19 protein-coding genes and 1 tRNA gene are annotated in these 18544 nt (G+C 62.9%); 12 read left to right on the top strand and 8 right to left on the bottom strand.

What is annotated here, in order from left to right:
- The first annotated feature begins 55 nt into the window (after positions 1-55).
- A complete protein-coding gene (locus tag BN1233_RS17235; protein WP_046864830.1) occupies positions 56-1456 on the top strand; it encodes a M20 family metallopeptidase in 1401 nt (466 codons plus the stop codon).
- Positions 1457-2474: 1018 nt separating this feature from the next.
- On the opposite strand, the gene BN1233_RS17230 is transcribed toward BN1233_RS17235, so the two are convergent.
- Entirely contained in the window at positions 2475-2750 is a 276-nt protein-coding gene (locus BN1233_RS17230; protein WP_147707350.1) for a DUF6894 family protein, read from the bottom strand.
- Between the two features lie 494 nt (positions 2751-3244).
- Between BN1233_RS17230 and BN1233_RS17225 the strand changes: the two genes are divergently transcribed.
- The gene (locus BN1233_RS17225; protein WP_048708038.1) at positions 3245-3892 is read left to right on the top strand and encodes a response regulator transcription factor; all 648 of its coding nucleotides are present in this window, start codon (positions 3245-3247) and stop codon (positions 3890-3892) included.
- 319 nt (positions 3893-4211) lie between these two features.
- The gene (locus BN1233_RS17220; protein ID WP_187144310.1) at positions 4212-5048 is read left to right on the top strand and encodes a potassium channel family protein; all 837 of its coding nucleotides are present in this window, start codon (positions 4212-4214) and stop codon (positions 5046-5048) included.
- Positions 5049-5097: 49 nt separating this feature from the next.
- On the opposite strand, the gene BN1233_RS17215 is transcribed toward BN1233_RS17220, so the two are convergent.
- A complete protein-coding gene (locus BN1233_RS17215; RefSeq protein WP_052763827.1) occupies positions 5098-5643 on the bottom strand; it encodes a DUF3124 domain-containing protein in 546 nt (181 codons plus the stop codon).
- Between the two features lie 324 nt (positions 5644-5967).
- Here BN1233_RS17215 and BN1233_RS17210 point away from each other — a divergent pair, with 324 nt between their 5' ends.
- The 8 genes from BN1233_RS17210 to BN1233_RS17175 all read left to right on the top strand — a co-directional run bounded on the left by BN1233_RS17210 (position 5968) and on the right by BN1233_RS17175 (position 12209).
- Positions 5968-7194 (top strand): ABC transporter substrate-binding protein, encoded by a 1227-nt coding sequence (locus BN1233_RS17210; protein WP_046864826.1) that lies wholly within the window; start codon positions 5968-5970, stop codon positions 7192-7194.
- Between the two features lie 127 nt (positions 7195-7321).
- On the top strand, positions 7322-8212 hold the full coding sequence (locus tag BN1233_RS17205; protein WP_046864825.1) for a branched-chain amino acid ABC transporter permease: 891 nt from the start codon (positions 7322-7324) through the stop codon (positions 8210-8212).
- Positions 8209-9183: a branched-chain amino acid ABC transporter permease gene (locus BN1233_RS17200; protein ID WP_046864824.1), complete on the top strand. Its 975-nt coding sequence runs from the start codon at positions 8209-8211 to the stop codon at positions 9181-9183. The genes BN1233_RS17205 and BN1233_RS17200 overlap by 4 nt, the downstream gene beginning before the upstream one ends.
- An 8-nt stretch (positions 9184-9191) precedes the next feature.
- Positions 9192-9911: an ABC transporter ATP-binding protein gene (locus BN1233_RS17195; RefSeq protein ID WP_046864823.1), complete on the top strand. Its 720-nt coding sequence runs from the start codon at positions 9192-9194 to the stop codon at positions 9909-9911.
- On the top strand, positions 9908-10654 hold the full coding sequence (locus tag BN1233_RS17190; protein ID WP_046864822.1) for an ABC transporter ATP-binding protein: 747 nt from the start codon (positions 9908-9910) through the stop codon (positions 10652-10654). Before BN1233_RS17195 ends, BN1233_RS17190 begins: the two co-directional genes overlap by 4 nt.
- 486 nt (positions 10655-11140) lie before the next feature.
- Positions 11141-11386: a hypothetical protein gene (locus BN1233_RS17185; protein WP_046864821.1), complete on the top strand. Its 246-nt coding sequence runs from the start codon at positions 11141-11143 to the stop codon at positions 11384-11386.
- A 171-nt stretch (positions 11387-11557) separates the two neighbouring features.
- On the top strand, positions 11558-11878 hold the full coding sequence (locus BN1233_RS17180) for a hypothetical protein (RefSeq protein WP_048708041.1): 321 nt from the start codon (positions 11558-11560) through the stop codon (positions 11876-11878).
- An 85-nt stretch (positions 11879-11963) separates the two neighbouring features.
- Positions 11964-12209: a hypothetical protein gene (locus BN1233_RS17175; RefSeq protein ID WP_046864819.1), complete on the top strand. Its 246-nt coding sequence runs from the start codon at positions 11964-11966 to the stop codon at positions 12207-12209.
- 200 nt (positions 12210-12409) lie between these two features.
- Here the strand turns inward: BN1233_RS17175 and BN1233_RS17170 are convergent, their stop codons facing one another.
- The 5 genes from BN1233_RS17170 to BN1233_RS17150 form a co-directional block, all read right to left on the bottom strand.
- A complete protein-coding gene (locus BN1233_RS17170; RefSeq protein WP_046864818.1) occupies positions 12410-12628 on the bottom strand; it encodes a dodecin family protein in 219 nt (72 codons plus the stop codon).
- A gap of 1522 nt (positions 12629-14150) precedes the next feature.
- Positions 14151-14243: transfer RNA gene (locus BN1233_RS17165), tRNA-Ser, on the bottom strand.
- A gap of 160 nt (positions 14244-14403) precedes the next feature.
- The gene (locus BN1233_RS17160; RefSeq protein WP_046864817.1) at positions 14404-15204 is read right to left on the bottom strand and encodes a glycosyltransferase family 2 protein; all 801 of its coding nucleotides are present in this window, start codon (positions 15202-15204) and stop codon (positions 14404-14406) included.
- A gap of 111 nt (positions 15205-15315) precedes the next feature.
- Positions 15316-15933: a glutathione transferase GstA gene (gstA, locus tag BN1233_RS17155; protein ID WP_046864816.1), complete on the bottom strand. Its 618-nt coding sequence runs from the start codon at positions 15931-15933 to the stop codon at positions 15316-15318.
- A gap of 150 nt (positions 15934-16083) precedes the next feature.
- The gene (locus BN1233_RS17150) at positions 16084-16869 is read right to left on the bottom strand and encodes an endonuclease/exonuclease/phosphatase family protein (protein ID WP_046864815.1); all 786 of its coding nucleotides are present in this window, start codon (positions 16867-16869) and stop codon (positions 16084-16086) included.
- Between the two features lie 327 nt (positions 16870-17196).
- Between BN1233_RS17150 and BN1233_RS17145 the strand changes: the two genes are divergently transcribed.
- Entirely contained in the window at positions 17197-17895 is a 699-nt protein-coding gene (locus BN1233_RS17145) for an NAD-dependent deacylase (protein WP_046864814.1), read from the top strand.
- Here the strand turns inward: BN1233_RS17145 and BN1233_RS17140 are convergent.
- Entirely contained in the window at positions 17841-18527 is a 687-nt protein-coding gene (locus BN1233_RS17140; RefSeq protein ID WP_046864813.1) for an HAD hydrolase-like protein, read from the bottom strand. The two genes, BN1233_RS17145 and BN1233_RS17140, sit on opposite strands and share 55 nt — an antisense overlap.
- Between the last annotated feature and the right edge of the window lie 17 nt (positions 18528-18544).

The raw sequence follows: 18544 nt of genomic DNA, 5'->3' as shown, positions 1-18544 counted from the left end.
CAACGCCGGGGCCGCGCCATCCATTCTTCACAGCAACCGAGAGGTAATTCCCCCGATGACCCGCCAGGCCGCGATTACGAGAGCCGAGACCTATTTCGACTCCGGTGCCTTTAAGACCGATCTCGCGCGCCTCGTGGCCATGCCGACCGAGAGCCAGAATCCGGAGCGGGCGGAAGCGCTCGCCGCCTATATCGAAACCGAGATGCGCCCGCTTCTCGAGGGTCTCGGCTTCACCTGCACCACCCTGCACCACCCTCGTGCGAAGGGACCGTTCCTGTATGCCGAACGCATCGAGAATCCGGCCCTCCCGACGATCCTCGGCTATGGCCACGGCGACGTCATTCGCGGTCTCGACAAGGATTGGAGCGAGGGCCTGTCACCGTGGAAGCTGACGGAGATGGGCGACCGCTGGTACGGGCGGGGCGTGGTCGACAACAAGGGCCAGCACGTCATCAACATCGCAGCGTTGAGGGCGGTAATGGAGACGCGCGGGAAGCTCGGCTTCAATGCCAAATATCTCATCGAAATGGGCGAGGAGATGGGCTCGCCCGGCCTGCGCGAACTCTGCACCGAGCAGAAGGAACTCCTGAAGGCCGACGTGCTCATCGCGTCGGACGGCCCGCGCCTCAATGCCGAGCGGCCGACCATCTTCCTGGGTTCGCGCGGCGGGGTGACCTTCGATCTCACGATCGATGCCCGCGATGGCGGCCACCATTCCGGCAACTGGGGCGGCCTCCTTTCGGATCCGGCTATTCAGCTCGCTCATGCAATTTCTACGATCGCCTCACCGACGGGCCAGATCCGCATCCACGAATGGGTCCCGAAGGAAGTGCCTGCCTCGGTGCGCAGGGTACTGGCCGATTGCGAAGTCGATGGCGGTCCGGACGGCCCGACCATCGATCCGGAATGGGGTGAGCCCGGCCTGACGCCGGCCGAGCAGGTGTTCGGATGGTGCTCCTTCGACGTGCTCGCCATGAAGGCCGGCAATCCCGAGACCCCGGTCAATGCCGTGCCGCCCAAGGCCTGGGCGCGCTGCCAGTTGCGCTTCGTCGTCGGCATCGACCCGAACGAGGTCCTGCCGGCGCTTCGCCGGCACCTCGACCGCCACGGCTTCCCGATGGTTCAGATCGCCAAGAGCCGTGACGAGATCTTCCACGCGACGCGCCTCGACCCGGAAGATGCCTGGGTCGGCTGGGCCGTCGATTCTCTTGCGAGGACCACGGGCAAGAAGCCGGCAATCCTGCCGAATCTCGGCGGGTCGCTCCCCAACGACATCTTCTCCGAGGTCCTGGAACTGCGGACGATCTGGGTGCCGCATTCCTATCCGGGCTGCTCACAGCATGCGCCGGACGAGCACCTGCCCGTCGCCATCGCACGTGAAGGTCTCGCGATGATGGCCGGACTCTACTGGGATCTCGGCGACGGCACGACACCGCCGCTCAGCAGGAAGGGTTGAGAGCGGAGAGTAGATGCCGGAGATACGAACTCCGGCCTTCCCGACGATTACGAACTCACAAGGCTTCTGACGCCGACAGTTTGCCGGTGCGCAAGCGGGTGCTCTACCGCCGAGAGATCCATCCTGCCGGCACCATCATGACGCTGACAGGATGGGAGAATCGGCCACCTGAGTCTGAGCACCAAAGCGGGACAAGCTCGTACCCGGTATGCCAGTCGAAGCCCTCAGGACAGGGGAGATCACCCGCTCCAGCGTTACGGGCACGCGCGGGCAGGCCATGTCGCTAGCCCAAGCGACGCCACTCCAATGGACGCAACCCCAAGGAGAGGATCATCGGTAAGCACGTCCGGTTCAGGCGTGCTGTCCTTGTGCGACAGGTCACCGACAGGCGGGGCGCTGTAGCCTTATCGCTGTCTGGTGACTCGGCGCGTCACGGCAGGCCTGATCACCCTCGACCGAGCCTGGAGGCTCACACGCCGACCAGAGGCCCCGCCCCAAGCGGGGCCTTTCTGGTTTGGGCAGGTCGACCCGCCGGAAATCACTCTGATGCCTGGATCCGGCTCACTTGTTTGGTTCGCCACAAGGTCGGATCAGCAGGTGGCAGGGTACAAAGAAACCAGCCAGGATACTTCTTGCCCGACAGCACCGGCCAAGGGCCACATTCCTGAGAGACGCGTTTTTCTTATGGCAGAATGCCTCTTGACCTCTCCGAAGGGCACTCTGCAAGATTAAGACTCGAGGGGCCCTATATGAAAACGATCCTGATTTGCACAAATTGATTTTTATCAACACCGACAGAGCGTCAGCAGATTAGACGGTCTGACGGGTTCATTATGCCCCTCAAACCTGAATACCTTAAGGGCGCCCATATGGGCGCTTTTTCTTTACTTCGTCCGATACAAAGGGCGCTGCTCCTGAGGATTCTGGATAGAAGCTCAAGTATCGAGGACACTGCAGACCCTCAACGCGAACAGCGCGCATAATCCATGATGCCGTTCACCTCGGTTCGATTTGCTGCTCAGTGTCGGGACAGGGTTTGTTCTCGCTCCACAAGAGTCATGCTGCAGAATCCGATGCCGCTCAGCGGGAGCGTCAGAATTGTATCGCCCCAAGCGTCCGTCACCTCGATCCGCCAATCCTCCCAATCGGCGGCGTCGACAGAGTGCTCCAGCCGGAATTCTTCGATCGCTTTGGTGGCCTCAACGTAGGCTTCTTTGAGGTTGGCCACCTCGATCCCGACCTCGTCGGGAATAATGTCGTAATCGTCCACGAGATGAAAGAAATAGCGGCTCACAATGGCAACCTCGGGTGCTGGAGTGACCGAACGCGCAATCGCCCTGCTCATGGCCCGTGAGATTTGCGGGCCGAATCGAACCTAATGAAGGTGACTTTGCGGCAGGCAAGCGAAAGTCATCGTATTGGCCGAAAGAGGTAGACAGAATACTTCAATAGCTGAAGACAGGACTCGGCCCTTGCCCCTGCCCGAGCTGAAAACGCCTTATAATAGAGGCAAATAGACGTACCCATCGCCAGCTCGGTGACTTGCCGGTCTTTGATGCGAACGACAGCTTTTCGCAAAGGAACAATTGACGAACCACTGTTGACAATGCGTTAAATACTCGTGTCGTCGAGCTCACAATGGACTTGCCCGGCGTATCAGATGAAGACGCAAACTGCAGTCATTGCCACACAGAAGGATTGACCAGCATGTCAAAAGGGGCAGAGGCCACCAGACTCCTTCAGACATCAGAACCAACTGAACGGACCATTGCGCTCGTGGATCGCCGAGTGCTGAGCCGCGAGTGCCTGGCGTATGCTCTGAAGGCGACCGACGCGGGATCCACCGTCCTGTCGTTCTCGTCCGCTGCCGAGTGGGTGGAGCAAAGTCAGAATATGGCACCCGCTTGCGTGATGATCCTGCACGTCAAGCAACCCCATGGGCAGGAACTCGGTCGTGACTTGGCTCTCATCAAGCAAACGGCGGACGCCCCTCCGGTCGTACTCCTCTCGGACGAAGAAGATCCGGAGGAGATCATCAGTGCTCTGAACAGCGGCGTGCGGGGATACATTCCGTCCAGCTTGCCGCTCAGCGTTGCGGTCGAGGCGATGCGCCTCGTCGCTGCCGGCGGAACATACGTTCCCGTCAGCAGCCTTCTGACCTGCCGCCGCACGATCGAGACCTCGGATCAGACGGTCGCCGAGAATAGCGGAAGCGGTTTCACGAGCCGTCAGACAGCGGTGCTGAAAGCCTTGCGCGAGGGGAAAGCCAACAAGATGATCGCGTATGAACTCAACATGTGCGAGAGCACGGTGAAAGTTCATGTCCGCAACATCATGAAGAAGCTCAAGGCCAGGAACCGGACGGAGGTGGCATTCAAGACAGCCGAGTTGTTCGCGGCCGAGGACCGGCGCCGGTTGATGCCGGAGAACCAGTAAAGGGCTTGAGTTGCCCTCGCCCGCAGACCTCTTCTGACGCCACGGAATCTCACCGAGGCACTGGCGTGACAGGGTAGATCCATACCGCACGCTCATTATCGGGCCTGATTTTGACGGCATCCGGACGCGGAGGACCCGGTGCCAATCAGGCTGCCAACAGACACTTTGCGACCGTCACGCCCGGTCACGAAGTGCGCGTGTGGGACGGCGTCGTCGGAATAAACCGCAGCAGGAGCCCAGGGCTCCCGCGGGGCCCGAGGTCCTAACGTAGCCTCTCAAATTCCACTACTCTGGCGCGGTCATGTCCTGAGAGCGCTCCATGAGCCCAGCCGGCCATACGGGCCACCGCCCGAATCGGCAGCCATCAAGCCTTAGAGAGGGAGCTCCCGGCGGCTGGATCGTTCGGATTCGCGACCTCTACGAGGGCGACACGCCTCAGGCCCATTGTTTCCGCTACGGCCTGCTCATCTTCGATGTCACGACGATCCTATTCATCGTCGCCACCTCGTTTCTGCCGCGAATCCCTCTGGTCGAGAAGCTCGACATGCTGTTCGGGCTCGCCATCCTCGCCGACATCGCTGCCCGTCTGCTCATCAGCCGGCACCGCTGGCGGGACCTCCTCCATCCGCTCACGCTGATCGACCTCGTCGTGGCCATCTCCTTCCTGGCTCCGATCTCAGGTGAAGGCGCGGGCTTTCTTCGCATCCTGCGCACCCTGCGCCTGTTGCACAGCTACAAGCTCCTCGCGCGACTGCGCGCCGACAGCCCCTTCTTCTGCCGCAACGAGGAAGTCATCGTCGCGGTCGCGAACCTGTCGGTGTTTCTCTTCGTGATGACCGGGATCGTCTACGAGACCCAGCACTGGACCAACCCGCACATCGGCAACTACGCGGATGCGCTCTACTTCACGGTCACGGCCCTGACTACGACGGGGTTCGGCGACATTACGCTGCCGGGCACGACCGGGCGGATGCTCACGGTCGTAATCATGATCTTCGGGGTGACGCTCTTCTTGCGCCTGGCTCAGGTTTTGTTCCGGCCCAACAAGGTGCGCTTTCCCTGCCCGAACTGCGGGCTGCAGCGCCATGATCCCGACGCCGTGCACTGCAAGGCATGCGGAACAACCCTCAACATCCCCGATGAGGGGGATTCTTAGAAGCAGCCGGAAGAACAATTCGACCGTTACTGGATCGGCTTTGCTGCGCTCAACGTGACGGGGTGATCATGGCCTTGCCCCGGCTCACGAACGAGTAGCTGTGAGTGCCCTCCAGCCCGATCATGACGGCCTCGACGAGAGGCTCCGGGATCGCTTCCTCGGCATCCCACTCGACCACGAAGTTCGCACCCGTTCCGCCGCGTGTGTCCTCGACCGGCACGAAAGCTTCGACCGTGCCGAGCGGACCCACCGCAATCGGCTCCGGAACGTAGCGCTGGAGCAGCTTGCCCGAGGTATCGAAGTAGTCCGTCTGGAGAATGATGAGTCGCCGCTCCTCGGAGAGGTTGTGGATGCTCAAGGTCATGGCGAGGTTCAGCTTCGTCCGCCCGCTGGCCAATCGGATCGCGGAATAGGCAGGCACATACACCTTTCGGGGCTGACTGAGCCGATGGACAGGTGGGACTTCCGTGAGCGGGCCGGTGAATGCGGATGAGTAGTCGGCAGCCGTCTGCGCAACGGCTGGTTTCGGACCAGCCGCGCCTGACAGAAACACGAGGGCGGTCACAATATGGGCCAGGTTACGATGGGGCGACATCCGCTTCTCCTCTGCGGGTCTGCTTGGCCTCTTCATAGATGTCCAAGCGTCGATGAGTGCCGTTGAACGCGGCCACCGCTCCCGTTGACGGAGGCGGCAGCGCGACACGTGCAAGCACAGCGCAACTCACGCGTTCGACAAAGGTGCGAAGTGTTTTCCTTGTCCGGACAGTAAGCGTCCGACCTTTCCCTCCACGGGCGAAAAGTGGATGAGGACGGTGGCGTCAATGATCGACTTGATGCGGTGCGAAACCTCTTCCTCGGACTGGCGCGATGGAAACATTGCTGGCAGCATGGGGCAAAGATTGCAAAAGGAGGAGACGCAATGCCCTACTCGGTTTCTCGCCGCGCCATCCTAGGCTTGGTGACCCTGGCCACAGCGGTCAGCAGTGCGACGATCGCCGCAGCCCAATCCGGAGAGCCCGTGAAGGTGGGCGTGATCATCGCCCAGTCGCCACCCGGCTCAGTCGTCCAGGGCACGCAGATCAAGGACGGTCTCGAGATCGCCCGCGACATGGTCAACCAGCAGGGAGGCGTCCTCGGGCGGAAGATCGAGCTCGTGATCGAGGATGGCCAGGGCGTTCCCGAAAAGGGTCGCTCCGCCGCCGAGAAGCTGATCACCAACGACAAGGTCGTGGCCCTGACGGGCGAGCACCAGAGCTCGAATGTCCTCGCCGAGATCGAGGTCGCGCACCGCTACAAGGTACCCTACATCAACACGAATGGCTGGTCGGATGTCATCCGCGAGAAGGGGTATCCGGAAGTCTTCAATCCCAGCAATTACAACACCCGCGTCGCCAGCGCGATGGCCGAGGTGATCAGCCATATGGGCGTCAAGAACGTCCTGGCCTTCGCCGAGAACACGGATTACGGCATCGGACAGGCGAAGGCGCTCGCCGAATTCCTCAAGGAGAAGGCGCCCAACGTCAAGTTCCGCTATGAGACGCTCGACCGGGCCGCGAAGGATTTCACGCCGGCGGTGCTTCCGCTGCGCAGCAGCCCTCCCGACATGGTCATCAATATCATGCTGCCGCCGGCAGCCTATATCGTGATGAATCAGCTCTATGAGCAGGGCGTCGCCCCCTCGGCCACCACCTGGTTCTACGACGGCGCGGGCATCGCGGACTATCCGGATTTCTGGGCGAATGTCGGCGAAGCCGGCAAAAACATGCTCTCGTTCGGCCTCTATCACCCGAGCATGAACATTCCCGAAATCGGGAAAAAGGTTGGTGACGAGTATACGAAGCGCACGAAGAACGAGCCCAACCGGCTGATCTTCCAGGCGGCCGACTCCCTGTTTCTCATCGTCGACGCCATCAAGCGGGCGAACTCGACAGATCCCGCGCAAATGATCCAGGCCCTCAAGGACACCAAGTATACGGGCACGCGCGGCACGATCGAGTTTTCGCAGAAGCCCGGCTACACGTTCCAGCAATGGGTCGAAATTCCGTATGTCACCTATCAGCTTACGGAAGTGAAGCAGCCGCTGAGCAAGGCGCCCCTCGTGCAGGAACCCGGAAAGCCGCTCGACACGTCGAAGCTGGCGCGCTGACGGCAGCGACCGTTCTCGGTCCAATCGAGGGCGCGGCGAGATCGTCGACTCGGCTGTCCGCCGCGCCAACCGCGCTCCACTTCCAGCGGCTCCCGCCGTTCACGCTCGTCAGGCATTTGCAAGCAAGATGCTGGCACTCGACCTCGCCTTCCAAGGCCTGATCACGGGGGTGTTCTACGCCCTCATGGCCATCGGCCTGTCGCTGATCTTCGGTATCCTGCGCATCGTGAATTTCGCACACGGCGAGTTCTATATGGTCGGCGCCTATGCGTTCACACTGGTGGCGCTGGCCCTCGGCGTGGACCCATGGCTCGCGCTCGTCGCGGCTCCCCTGCTCGGCGCGCTGCTGGGATGGATCACCGAGCGCCTGCTGATCCGCCCCCTCTATGCAGGCTATTCCTCCTGGGGCATCGCCAAGGACGAATACGCGATCATCGTCACCTTTGCGCTCTCGCTTCTTCTCATCAACCTCGTCGACAAGGTGGTCGGTCCATACCCGATGCGGGGACCGAGTCTTGTCGAGGCCCAGCGTCTCAGGCTCGGCCCCTTCATGATGAGCGGGCACCGCCTTACCGCCGCCATCGTAGGCTCAGGCGTGATCATCGCGGTCTTCCTGTTCATGCGCTTCAGCTTCTGGGGGAAGCAGATCCAGGCAGTATCGCAGAACCGGCTCGGCGCCTCTCTCGCCGGGATCGATCCGAGCCGCGTGAGCATGCTCGTCTTCGCGGCTTCTGGCGCCTTGGCGGCTCTGGCGGGCGCGCTGCTCGCGCCGCTGATCAATGCCTCGCCGGATGTCGGCCTGTATATCGCGACCAAGTCGTATGTGATCGTCGTTCTGGGTGGAATGGGCTCGATCGGCGGTGCGCTGATCGCGAGCCTTTTGCTCGGCATTCTCGAGAGCTTCGCCGCCGTGTATATCAGTTACGATTATCGGGACACCTTCGGTCTCGCAATCCTGATCCTGGTTCTCCTCTTCAGGCCGCAGGGCTTGCTCGGCCAGAGGGTGCGGGAAGTATGATCGACAACTCGGAAACCCGCGCCAACCGGCAATTCATCGCCTCGCTCCTGGTCCTCGCCGTCGTGGCGCTCGCGCCTGCGGTGGTCACGAGCGAGTACTGGCTCGGCGTGCTGATCGTCTGCATGTATTTCGCCCTGCAGACGGCAGGCTGGAACGTACTGGCGGGCTATACGGGCCAGATCTCGCTCGCGCCGGCCGCCTTCGCGATGATCGGCGCATATGGGACAGGGCTCATGTCCTACCACCTGCAGGCGCCGTTCTGGATCGGGATCCCTGTCGGCATCGTGGCCGCAGCCCTGTTCGGGTTCGTCCTCGGCTGGGTCGCCTTGCGGCTCTACGGCCCGTATCTCGGCCTCACGACACTGTCCTTTGCCGAGATCATGCGGATCGTGATCGGCAACTCGATCGATTTCACGCGAGGCGATCTCGGCCTGAACGTGCCCGGCCTCTTCACGAGCCGCCTCGCCTATTACTACCTCTTCCTGGCCGTGCTCGTCGCCGTTCAGGTCGGCATTTTTTTCGTGCTCAAATCGAAGGTCGGGCTATTTCTTCAGGCGATCCGGGACGACGAGATCGCGGCCCGCAGCCGCGGAGTTCCGGTCGTGCGCTGGAAGGTCATGGCCTTCGTGGCGAGTTCCGCCATCTGCGGGCTCGCGGGAGCCCTCTATGCCCATTTCGCGCAACTGATCAGCCCGGAGATCGGCCTCGTCCTGCAGACGGGCTTCGTTCTCAGCATGGCCGTGATCGGCGGCATGGGGACGCTGGTCGGCCCGATCATCGGGGCCTTCCTGGTCTATCTCGGCTCGGAGGCGCTGCGCGAGGCCGGCGGCTACCACCTCATCGTCTTCTCGATCCTCGTAATCCTGATCGCCCGCTTCTTCCGCGAAGGTCTTTGGGGTCTTATCCAGCTCGCCCTGAAGCGACTTGCACCCCCGCGCGCGACCAGCGCGGGTGCCGGCACAGCGGCTTGAATTGCGCCATGGCTCTCCTCACGATCCGTCACGTCAGCAAATCCTTCGGAGGCGTTCGCGCTCTCGAGGATGTATCCTTCGATGTTGCGGCCGGCGAACTGATCGGCCTGATCGGACCGAACGGTTCCGGAAAGACGACGCTGATCAACATCCTGAGCGGGCACCAGTCGGCCGATCGCGGCGAGGTGCTCCTCGACGGGCAGTCGCTTCTGGGATTGTCACCGGACCGGATCGCCCGGCGCGGCGTGCTGCGCATGTTCCAGCTCACCCGCGGCTTCGGACGGATCACCGCGCTCGACAATCTCCTCGTGACCGGGCGCGCGCTGGGTCTGGATTCCGACGAGGCGCACAGACGCGCCGAGCGATTGCTCGACGAACTGACGTTGACGCGCGTGATGAACCTGGATGCGCGCCAGCTCTCCGGCGGGCAGCAGAAGCTGCTCGAGTTCGGCTCGTGCTTCATGGTCCCGCCGCGGCTCGCTCTCCTCGATGAGCCCTTTGCCGCCGTGCATCCGACCATGCGCCAGATCATGGCGGATTTCGTGCGCAAGCGCCATGCAGAGGGCCAGACCTTCATCCTCGTCAGCCACGACATGCCGATCGTGATGGAGCTCTGCCCGCGGACCGTCTGCATGAATGCCGGAACCGTCATTGCCGATGAGGCCACGCGCCTCGTCCTCGATGACCCGGTCGTGATCGAGGCCTATCTCGGAGGGCAAGCAGCATGACCGCGGTGCTGCGTCTCGAACGGGTGACGGCCGGCTATTCGGCGGATATCGACGTGTTGCGGGATGTGTCGATCGAAGTCGAGGCTCATGCGATCCGCGGACTCATCGGCCTCAACGGCGCTGGGAAGTCGACGGTGATGAAGGTCGCGTGCGGTCTCCTGCGTCCGCGCCTGGGCCGCGTCCTGTTCGAAGGCCGCGACATCACCGGCCTGCCGCCGCATGAGCTTGTCGGGCTCGGGCTGTCCTACATCCCTCAGGAATCGAGTCTGTTCCCGGCGATGAGCGTCCAGGACAATCTCATGATCCCACTGCGCCGCCTCCGCGAGTTGCGCGGCTCGCGCGACGAGGCGACTGCCGACCGGACGCGGTTCGAGACCATGCTCGAGCAATTTCCGATGCTGCGCGACAAGCTCAAGCAACCCGCTGGCTCGCTGTCCGGCGGGCAGCAGAAGACGGTGGAGTTCGCCAAGGCCTACCTGCTCCGCCCGAAGCTCTGCATGATCGACGAGCCGAGCATCGGATTGGCCCCGAAGATCGCCGAACAGGTCTTCGACTGGATCCGCCTGTTCACGCGCGAGGGCATGGCGATCCTCCTAGTCGATCACAACATCCGCAAGGTGATCGAACTGTCGGACTTCACTTACGTGATCAGCCTCGGCGAGGTAACGGCTGCAGGACCGCGCGAGCACTTCCAGGGCGACATGCACGAGCAGGTGAAGCAGTGGCTCGGCCTTAATTACTAGACACACTCTTTCCGCATTCCGTCATAGTGAACCGCAGACGACAATGCGTTGTCTGTCCCGTTGCGGTTTCCGTCATTGCGGGCCGCTGGCGAAGCGATCCAAGAGCGCATCCGTTGACGGGTAGATTGCTTCACTTCGTTCGCAATGACGATGAGGGTCTGAGGGCGGGAGGTGCAGGGCCGGAACCGGAGTAGCGCCGGACCCACTGCCGTCATGGCGGGCCCAAGGCGTGATGCACTGCCGCTTCTGCCGCACCTCCGTCCTTGCGAGCCGGAGGCGAAGCAATCTACCCATCGACCGTTACACTCCTGGAGTGCCTCACTGCGTTCGCAATGACGAAATGGGTGTGAGTGCGGGAGGCGCAGAGCAGCCCAGGTTCGACTCGCCGGCCGGATCGGCATCGCAGGCCACATCGGCGCTGATACCGTCACTCCCGATGCGCTACATTCCGATACGAGCACTCACCCTGGCCGGAGGAGATCAAAGATGCTGAAAATGATGTTCGTTCTCACGGTCCTCAGCGGACACTATAACACCTCGCCTGTCACCATCTCGCATCATAGCTCGTTGGAAGCCTGCGAGAAGGCATTTGCGAGCCTTCAAACCCAGCTCGCACGGAACACGGGCGCAGTGAGCTACCAGACGACCGTCATGCGCAGCCACGCTTGCACCGAGACGGAAGTCTGGCTCCCGGGAAGGGAACTCGATCGCGCCAACGACACACAGCCGTAATCGGCGCGGCGGCGACGTCGGCCATTCCTGTCAAGGTCAATCTTCCCGCTCCAAGGCGATTAGCCTGCTGGAGCAACCGAGCTGATGTGACGGCGGCCGCTCTGTGAGGAGGGTTGGAACGACGCCGGACCGGGCGTGTTGATTGGAGGGGCTTCGGAACAGGAGGCCTACATGATTGGGCGGCTTGTCGTCATCTCGGCAGCAGCGATCGTCCTTGCCGGGCCTGCTCTTGCGGGACCGTGCACCCAACGTCTTGCCGAGCTGGAAAAATCCATAACCGCGCAACAGGAGGGCAGCGGTCCGGCGCTAAAGGGGCCGACGACGACCGGCTCGACGGCATCGACTCCGGCTTCGACCCCACAGAGCCAGAACGCGAGTGAGGCCATGCGAATGGTTCAAGAGGCAAAGCAGTTCGACCAGCAGGGCAAGGAGGCCGAGTGCATGCAAGCCGTTTCGCGGATCGAAGGGATGGTCCCGTCCCGGACGAAATAGCGGCCACGCTAAGAAGGCAGGCTGCCCTTCCTGGTGGCCTTACGTGCGCAAGCCCTCATTCGAGCTGTCGCAGGGAGTTCAGCCAATGCCCAACAGATCGCAGAACACCGGAAAGGGCCAGCAGCCCGAGGCTCTTCGCTCTCTCGAGGCTGCTGCCAAGTCGGGCAGCCGAAAGCCACCCGAGCAGGGATTGGAGGCGCGAGGCGATACCGCGCCGGCCCCGGCTTCTCCGAAACAGGAGCAGGAGGCAGCAGCGGAGGTCCTCAAGGCCGGAACCGAAAAGGATCCCAAGGCCATGGAGGCGGCCGCGAAGAAGGCACCTCCCCGATAGGGTGATCGAGGCCGCTCGAGCAGCCTGAACGCCAGTCGTAAGCTGGCGTCCGGTTCCGGGCAGTGGCGCCGTGAACAATGCGTGGCGGCTCTGGTCGTCGACCCCACTACATGCGGCGCACAGGCAAAGGAGAGTTCCTCGGAGCGGTCACGAAAAAGCCCCGCTGAAGCGAGGCTGGAGGTGCAACCGAGGGCGCCCGTTCAGGCTGCGCTGCCACCTTCTTCGAGTTGGAACGAGATTTTCACGAGGACCCGGAACTGGGACACCTTGTCGTTCTCGACCACCGCTTCGAACTCCTTGACCCAGACCGAGCGGATATTGCGAAGCGTGCTCGAGGCCCGCTCCACGGCTTGGCGGACTGCGTCCTCATAGCTGTTTGGAGATTGGGCCGATAATTCGAGGAATTTCACGACCGACATGATTTCCTCCCAAGTAGATCGGGCTAACGAAAAGCCCTCTTCCGGAGCCACGCCTCAATCGAGACGGGAGCCCTTCGGCTCTGATCCGGGACGATCAGGCCAGCGCTCACGCGCAGGACTATCAAGCCAACGGCCGTATTCAGAGGCAGTTCCCTGAACCCTCGCACAAGACGACGTCCTCGGGACAGGACGCGGGAGCGAACTGTCCGGGAGCGACTCGACGCCGTGGACGCGCGGGAAGCTCATGCAAGCCGGTCTAGCCCTCGCTGTTGCCCCTCAGCGGTAGGAACGCCGTGATCGGAGAGTCTACGGGTCACAACGACAGCCGATATTCGAACAGCGCCCCAGGGTTCAGAGCATTCCGTAACGTAAACCTGCCCTTAACCGGATCGGCGCAATTTGCACTCGAGCCGGATGTGATCCCGGTTCGCTGTTTCTCTCCTCTGGACTTCCCCGCTCGCTCCGCCGAGCGGGGCTTTTCCAGGGTGGTCAGGAGTAGCTGGACGATTCCAGCCATGTCGCTCGACGAGAAAGGCCCCACCTGTGGGCGGGGCCTTTGATCTGATCGGCGTGGAAGCCTCTAGGCTCCGGTCTAGGGTGATCAGGCCTGCCACGACGCGCCGAACATGAAGTGGCATTAACGCCGTCAATGCCCATGTGTCGGTGCCATGTCGCACAAAGGGAAGATTCTTTGCCGAGTTCGCGTGCGCTTGCGTTACGGTGAGTGCGAAGCTGGCTGCCGCGGAGCGTGAGCTGTTGCGCGTGCCTCTCTGGCTCTACGCACACGCGCTGGCCGAACGTCGCGCGTCACTTCGAAGATGAGCGTGCGTGCTCAATCGATTGCGCAACGGAGCGAGTAGTGCACCGCACTGCTTTCAGAAGCACCTGGAAGCCAGTCAAAGATTCAGACCCGCAGCAGCTCGCCCTAAATCTGTGACTACGAGCATTCGGCCGCGATACTCGACAAACCCATGAGCAGCCAACTCCTTTGCAATTCTGGGCTCAACGCCTCGCGCTTGGCGCGCATATGCGAGAGCACGAAGCGTTCCATGTGCTTCCGGTGACAGTCGCAAACCCATGACAGACCTCTCCCGAGCATGCAGGTCGCATCTGACGACAACGCTGGAGGAGCAAAAAGTGCCATCTCCGGACTTCAGGACGTGTCTTCCTTACGCAACGTGCGTCAATAGCGCCAAATTGACCGCCACTCGCATGCGCGGAATTGGTCCGATGATGAACGCGTCACCCGTGACCGCCTGCATTGCAGACTTCACGCCGACTGCGCGTGGCTGCTCCGACCCCAACAAGATGTCGAAGAGCAGCAATCCGTGCGCTGCTTACCGCACCTGCAACTCTACCAAACTCTCTCTCGGGCCGGCCAGACCATAACGGATAGATCCGCAATCCCGCGGTGGTGGATAGTGCAGGAAGTTCCTATCCGCCGCTTCGCGTGACGAACAAAAATGGAGAACGGAACCACATCCGTCCGGAAATCGGTTTCGATTTCTACGAGTTGCTTGGATGGCGGAGACGGAGGGATTCGAACCCTCGATACGGCTTTTGACCGTATAACGGTTTAGCAAACCGCCGCCTTCAGCCTCTCGGCCACGTCTCCGATGACGTTTTCCTTAGGGATTCGAGCCCTACGGGTCAATGCCATTAGCGCCGACACTGTGAACGAAAGTGGTCCCTTGCGGCACAAAGCGCGGCACAGCGACTGGTCCCCGGCCCCTCCTCGCTCCCGGTGAGCCAGGTCACCTCACCCCGGAGTCGCTTTACCGCGCCGCGCCGTTCCTTGGAGCACGCCCCGAAGCCGCGTCCGCCCGGCGCCGCTCGATGTGCTTGGCGAGGCGCAGATGGCGCGAGATCGCGTAGTTCATCGCCGTCAGGAACCCGTAGGTACCCCGAAGGGCGTGGCGACGGCCGAAATAGGCCTTTAGGAAGGCCGCTGGGAACTCCACGAACACGCGCCAAGCTGGGATCGACACGCCGCGCGCGTCCAGATCCTCCGCCTGCTGGTCGGAGTAGCGGTTCAGCTTAGCGATCTGGTCCCCGAGTGAGCGCACCGAATAGTGCCGGACCACTCCCCTCAGGCGCCCGACCTTCACGCCGGGATTCAGCACCACCCTGTCGTGGACCGGGGACGGCGAGTAGCGGCCCGCCGACTTCCGGTAGAGGCGCACCGGCGCTAAGGCATAGGCCAGCCGATGAGGCGCCGATTCTCCCGGGAACACTTCCGCGATCCGGAAGGCATAGGCCTGCAGCGGGGGCTCGCCCCGCTCGAAGAGCGCCCTGATCTCCGAGGCGAGGTCCGGAGGCACCACCTCGTCGGCATCAAGGTTGAGCAGCCACTCGTGCCGGCACTGGTCCTCGGCAAAGCGCTTCTGCTGCCCGTAGCCCGACCAGTCGTTGTGAATCACGCGGGCGCCGAGCTTGGCAGCCACGGCCTGCGTCCCATCGGCTGAGCCCGAATCCACGACGACGAGGTCGTCCGTGAGGTCCCGGACGGCCTGGATCGTCTCGCCGATGCGATCGGCTTCGTTGCGCGCGATGATGAAGATCGAAAGAGGAAGCATGAGAGAAAGGACAAGGGGCGCCGAAACCCGGCGCCCCTGCGCTCTACAACGTTCGCGCTGGAAGGCAATGCACTCGCGGCCCGGCGCATCGGGCGCGGGCCCCTAGCACGGTCAGGCCGCGTTCCCGAGCAGCCCCTCCTGCCGGAGAGCATCCTGGACCTTCGGACGCGCGGCGACGCGGTCCATGAAGGCGCGGATCCGCGGGTAATCGGCGAGGCTGACCTTGTGGATCTTCGTCCAGTTCAGGATCGTGAAGGCATAGGCATCCGCGACCGTGAAACGCTCGCCCGCGAGATACGGCCCCTTCGCGAGCGATTCCTCGACGAAGGCAAAGCGCTGACGCAACCTATCGATGGTCGCCTGCCGAACCGCGTCCGGGGTCGACGGATTCCAGAGCGGGCCGAACCCCTTGTGGAGCTCCGTGCTGATGAACCCGATCCACTCGAGCACCCGATACCGCTCGGGCGTGCCCTGGGCCGGAACGAGACCGGCGCCCGGCGCCTGATCGGCCAGGTACTGCATGACGGCCGACGCCTCGGTGAGGACTTCGCCCGCCCCGAACTCCAGGGCCGGAACATAGCCCTTCGGGTTGATGGTCATGTAGTCCCGTCCGGACTCCGTCTTGTGAGCCCCCAGGTCCACCTTCTCGAGATCGAGGTTCAGTCCGGCCTCGCATGCGACGATGTGTGGGGCCAGCGAGCAGGCTCCTGGAGCATAGTATAGCTTCATCGAAACGACTCCTCATGATCCGGCCAAGCGGAAGATGCCCGGTCGTGGAGCGGGATATCGGCAGCCCGTCTGCCTCCGGCAATGCACAGAATCGTGCAGTTCTCGATGGAAAGCTTTGCAGGAACGCCAAGTCGATCCGATCGGCGCCGATCAGATCGACACACGCGCTTCCGGAGGGTGCGCGCCGGCTCGGGCCGCAGGGCTTGCGGTGAAATGCAGTTCCGCCAAAAGGGGAAAGTGATCGGAGGCGATCTTCGTTAGCTTGTTGCGCACCGGCGCCGCGGAGACCACGCGGACGCCCTCCGTAACGAAGACGTGGTCGAGGCGCAGCACGGGTGCGCGGGTATGAAACGTCGCTTCCGGCTCGCCCGCCGGGTTTCGTTTCTGGGTGTCGACGAGGCGGCTCGCGAAAATGCGGTAGGCCCGGGATTGCGGCGGAGCGTTGAAGTCCCCCATGAGCACGGCGGGGCGCCGGCAATCCGGATGCCCGAGCCACTCGGGGCCGACGAGCGCTTCCGCCTGGGTCAGCCGGTCTCGTGAGCGGAGCGACAGATGCGCGTTCACGACCTGGAGTTCGGTGTCGCCGACATTTACCGAAACCCAGAGTGCACTGCGCTTCTCGAAGGAGGGCTCACCCGACAGGCTCGGAAGGCGAGCCGAATGGACGAGCCGAGAGGGAAGCCGGGTCAGCACCGCGATCCCAAACTGCTCGCCAAAGACGCGGATCGTCGGCTGAAAGTGAAGCTCCATGCCGAGCCGGGTCGCTACCAGGGCAGCCTGATCCACCGAGCCCGGCCGCGTGCGCCCGACACGGACCTCCTGCAGAGCCACGACATCCGGCTCGCAGGAGGCAATCACATCGGCCACCCGAAGCGGCGAGATCTGGCGGTCGGTGCCCATCCAGCGATGCACGTTATAGGTGAGAATCCGCGCCATCAGGTCCCGTCGTCAGGCGGAGGTCGCCCGCCCCAAATTGCGGCCGGGGAGCCCCGGCGCGCGGCCAAGTTTGAAGCACCCTGTCGCCATGAACTGCCTCCCTAGCCCGCTCGTTCCGCCGGGGCAAACCCCATCCGAGCGCGAACGGCGTTCCGTTCCTCCGAGGGTCAGGTTGGGCGAGGATGGCGGGCGGTCCTGCTGTTCGCGACGACGCTCGCGCCCAGCCCGTCGTCGCCCCGGAGGGTGAGCGAGCCCCTTCCCGCCCGGGTGCGGGAGCAGCTATCTTCGGGCGTTCGGTCCAATGTGTCCTTTACCCGCAAAGGCAGCATGAACGTATTCGTACTCACCGGCGCCGGCGTTTCGGCCGAGAGCGGCCTCGGCACGTTTCGCGACAAGGACGGACTCTGGGCGCGTTTCGATCCGATGAAGCTCGCGACTCCAGAGGCCTTCGCCAGGGATCCTCGAACGGTTCACGCGTTCTACAACATGCGGCGGCGCAATCTCCTTGCCGCCACTCCCAACGAGGCGCACCAAGCCCTTGCGCGGCTGGAACACGCGCTCGCCGAACGCGGTGGAAGCCTGTTCCTGTGCACGCAGAACATCGATGACCTCCATGAGCAGGCCGGATCCAGGCACGTGGTGCACATGCACGGCGAACTCCTGAAGACGCGCTGCATCGCTTGCGATGCCGTCACGGGCTGGCGCGAGGATCTGACGGTCGATACCGCGTGTCCGCATTGCCGGCGAGCCGGAAGACTCCGCCCGCACGTCGTCTGGTTCGGAGAAATGCCGCTCTTCATGGACGAGATCTACGGCGCGCTCGGCAGGGCCGATCTGTTTGTCGCGATTGGCACGTCGGGCTCGGTCTATCCCGCAGCCGGCTTCGTCGCGGAAGCGAGAGCCAACGGGATCCGCACCTGCGAGCTCAACCTCGAGCCATCGGACAATGCCGCGCTCTTCGACGACGCACGCTATGGGCCTGCAGGCGTGGTCGTTCCCGCTTGGACCGCGATCGTGATGGCCTGAGATGGATCCAGGAGAGCGGCGGTGATCTCCTGCGGAGTTTCGAACACCGCAGCGGGTTGGAGGGCGCGCAGGACATCGCCGCGGGTGAATCCCCATGTGACGGCGCCGAACCGCAGACCAGCGGCGGTCGCCGCTTCGTGGTCCCGGATCTCGTCGCCGATGCAGATGGCCTCAGTGGCCGGGACACCGCTCGAGCGCAGAACACGCTTGAACTTCGCCGCTTTGCCGAAGATGGACGCACCGCATTCGTACTGGTGAACGAGCCCTGCCAGCTCCGCACCGAGAATCCGCTGTACGTTCCTTTCATCGTTCGAGCTGACGATCGCGAGCCGGAATCCCGCTTCGGAGAGGCGACGGAGCATTGGGGTGACGCCGTCGAACAGGTGGATGAGGTCGATCTCCTGCGCGGCCAGGACCCGCATATGTCGCGCGATGAGCGGCATTTTCCACGGCGGCACTTCGAGGTGCTTCACGATCTCGCGCGCGCTGCAGCCTCTGAGGTGCTCGACTTCGTGCTCCTCGATCCGCTTGAATCGAAAGCGGTCGGCGACCGTGTTCACGACACGCAGGAACCACGGAAAGGTATCCGCAAGCGTGCCGTCGAAATCGAAGATGGCAAGCCGGTATGTCATAATGCGGTGCGCTCCAT

The organism is Microvirga massiliensis, assembly GCF_001006805.1.
Taxonomy (GTDB): domain Bacteria; phylum Pseudomonadota; class Alphaproteobacteria; order Rhizobiales; family Beijerinckiaceae; genus Microvirga; species Microvirga massiliensis.
The sequence above is the reverse complement of the archived record's forward strand: the minus strand, read 5'-3'. Positions and strand labels throughout refer to the sequence as shown.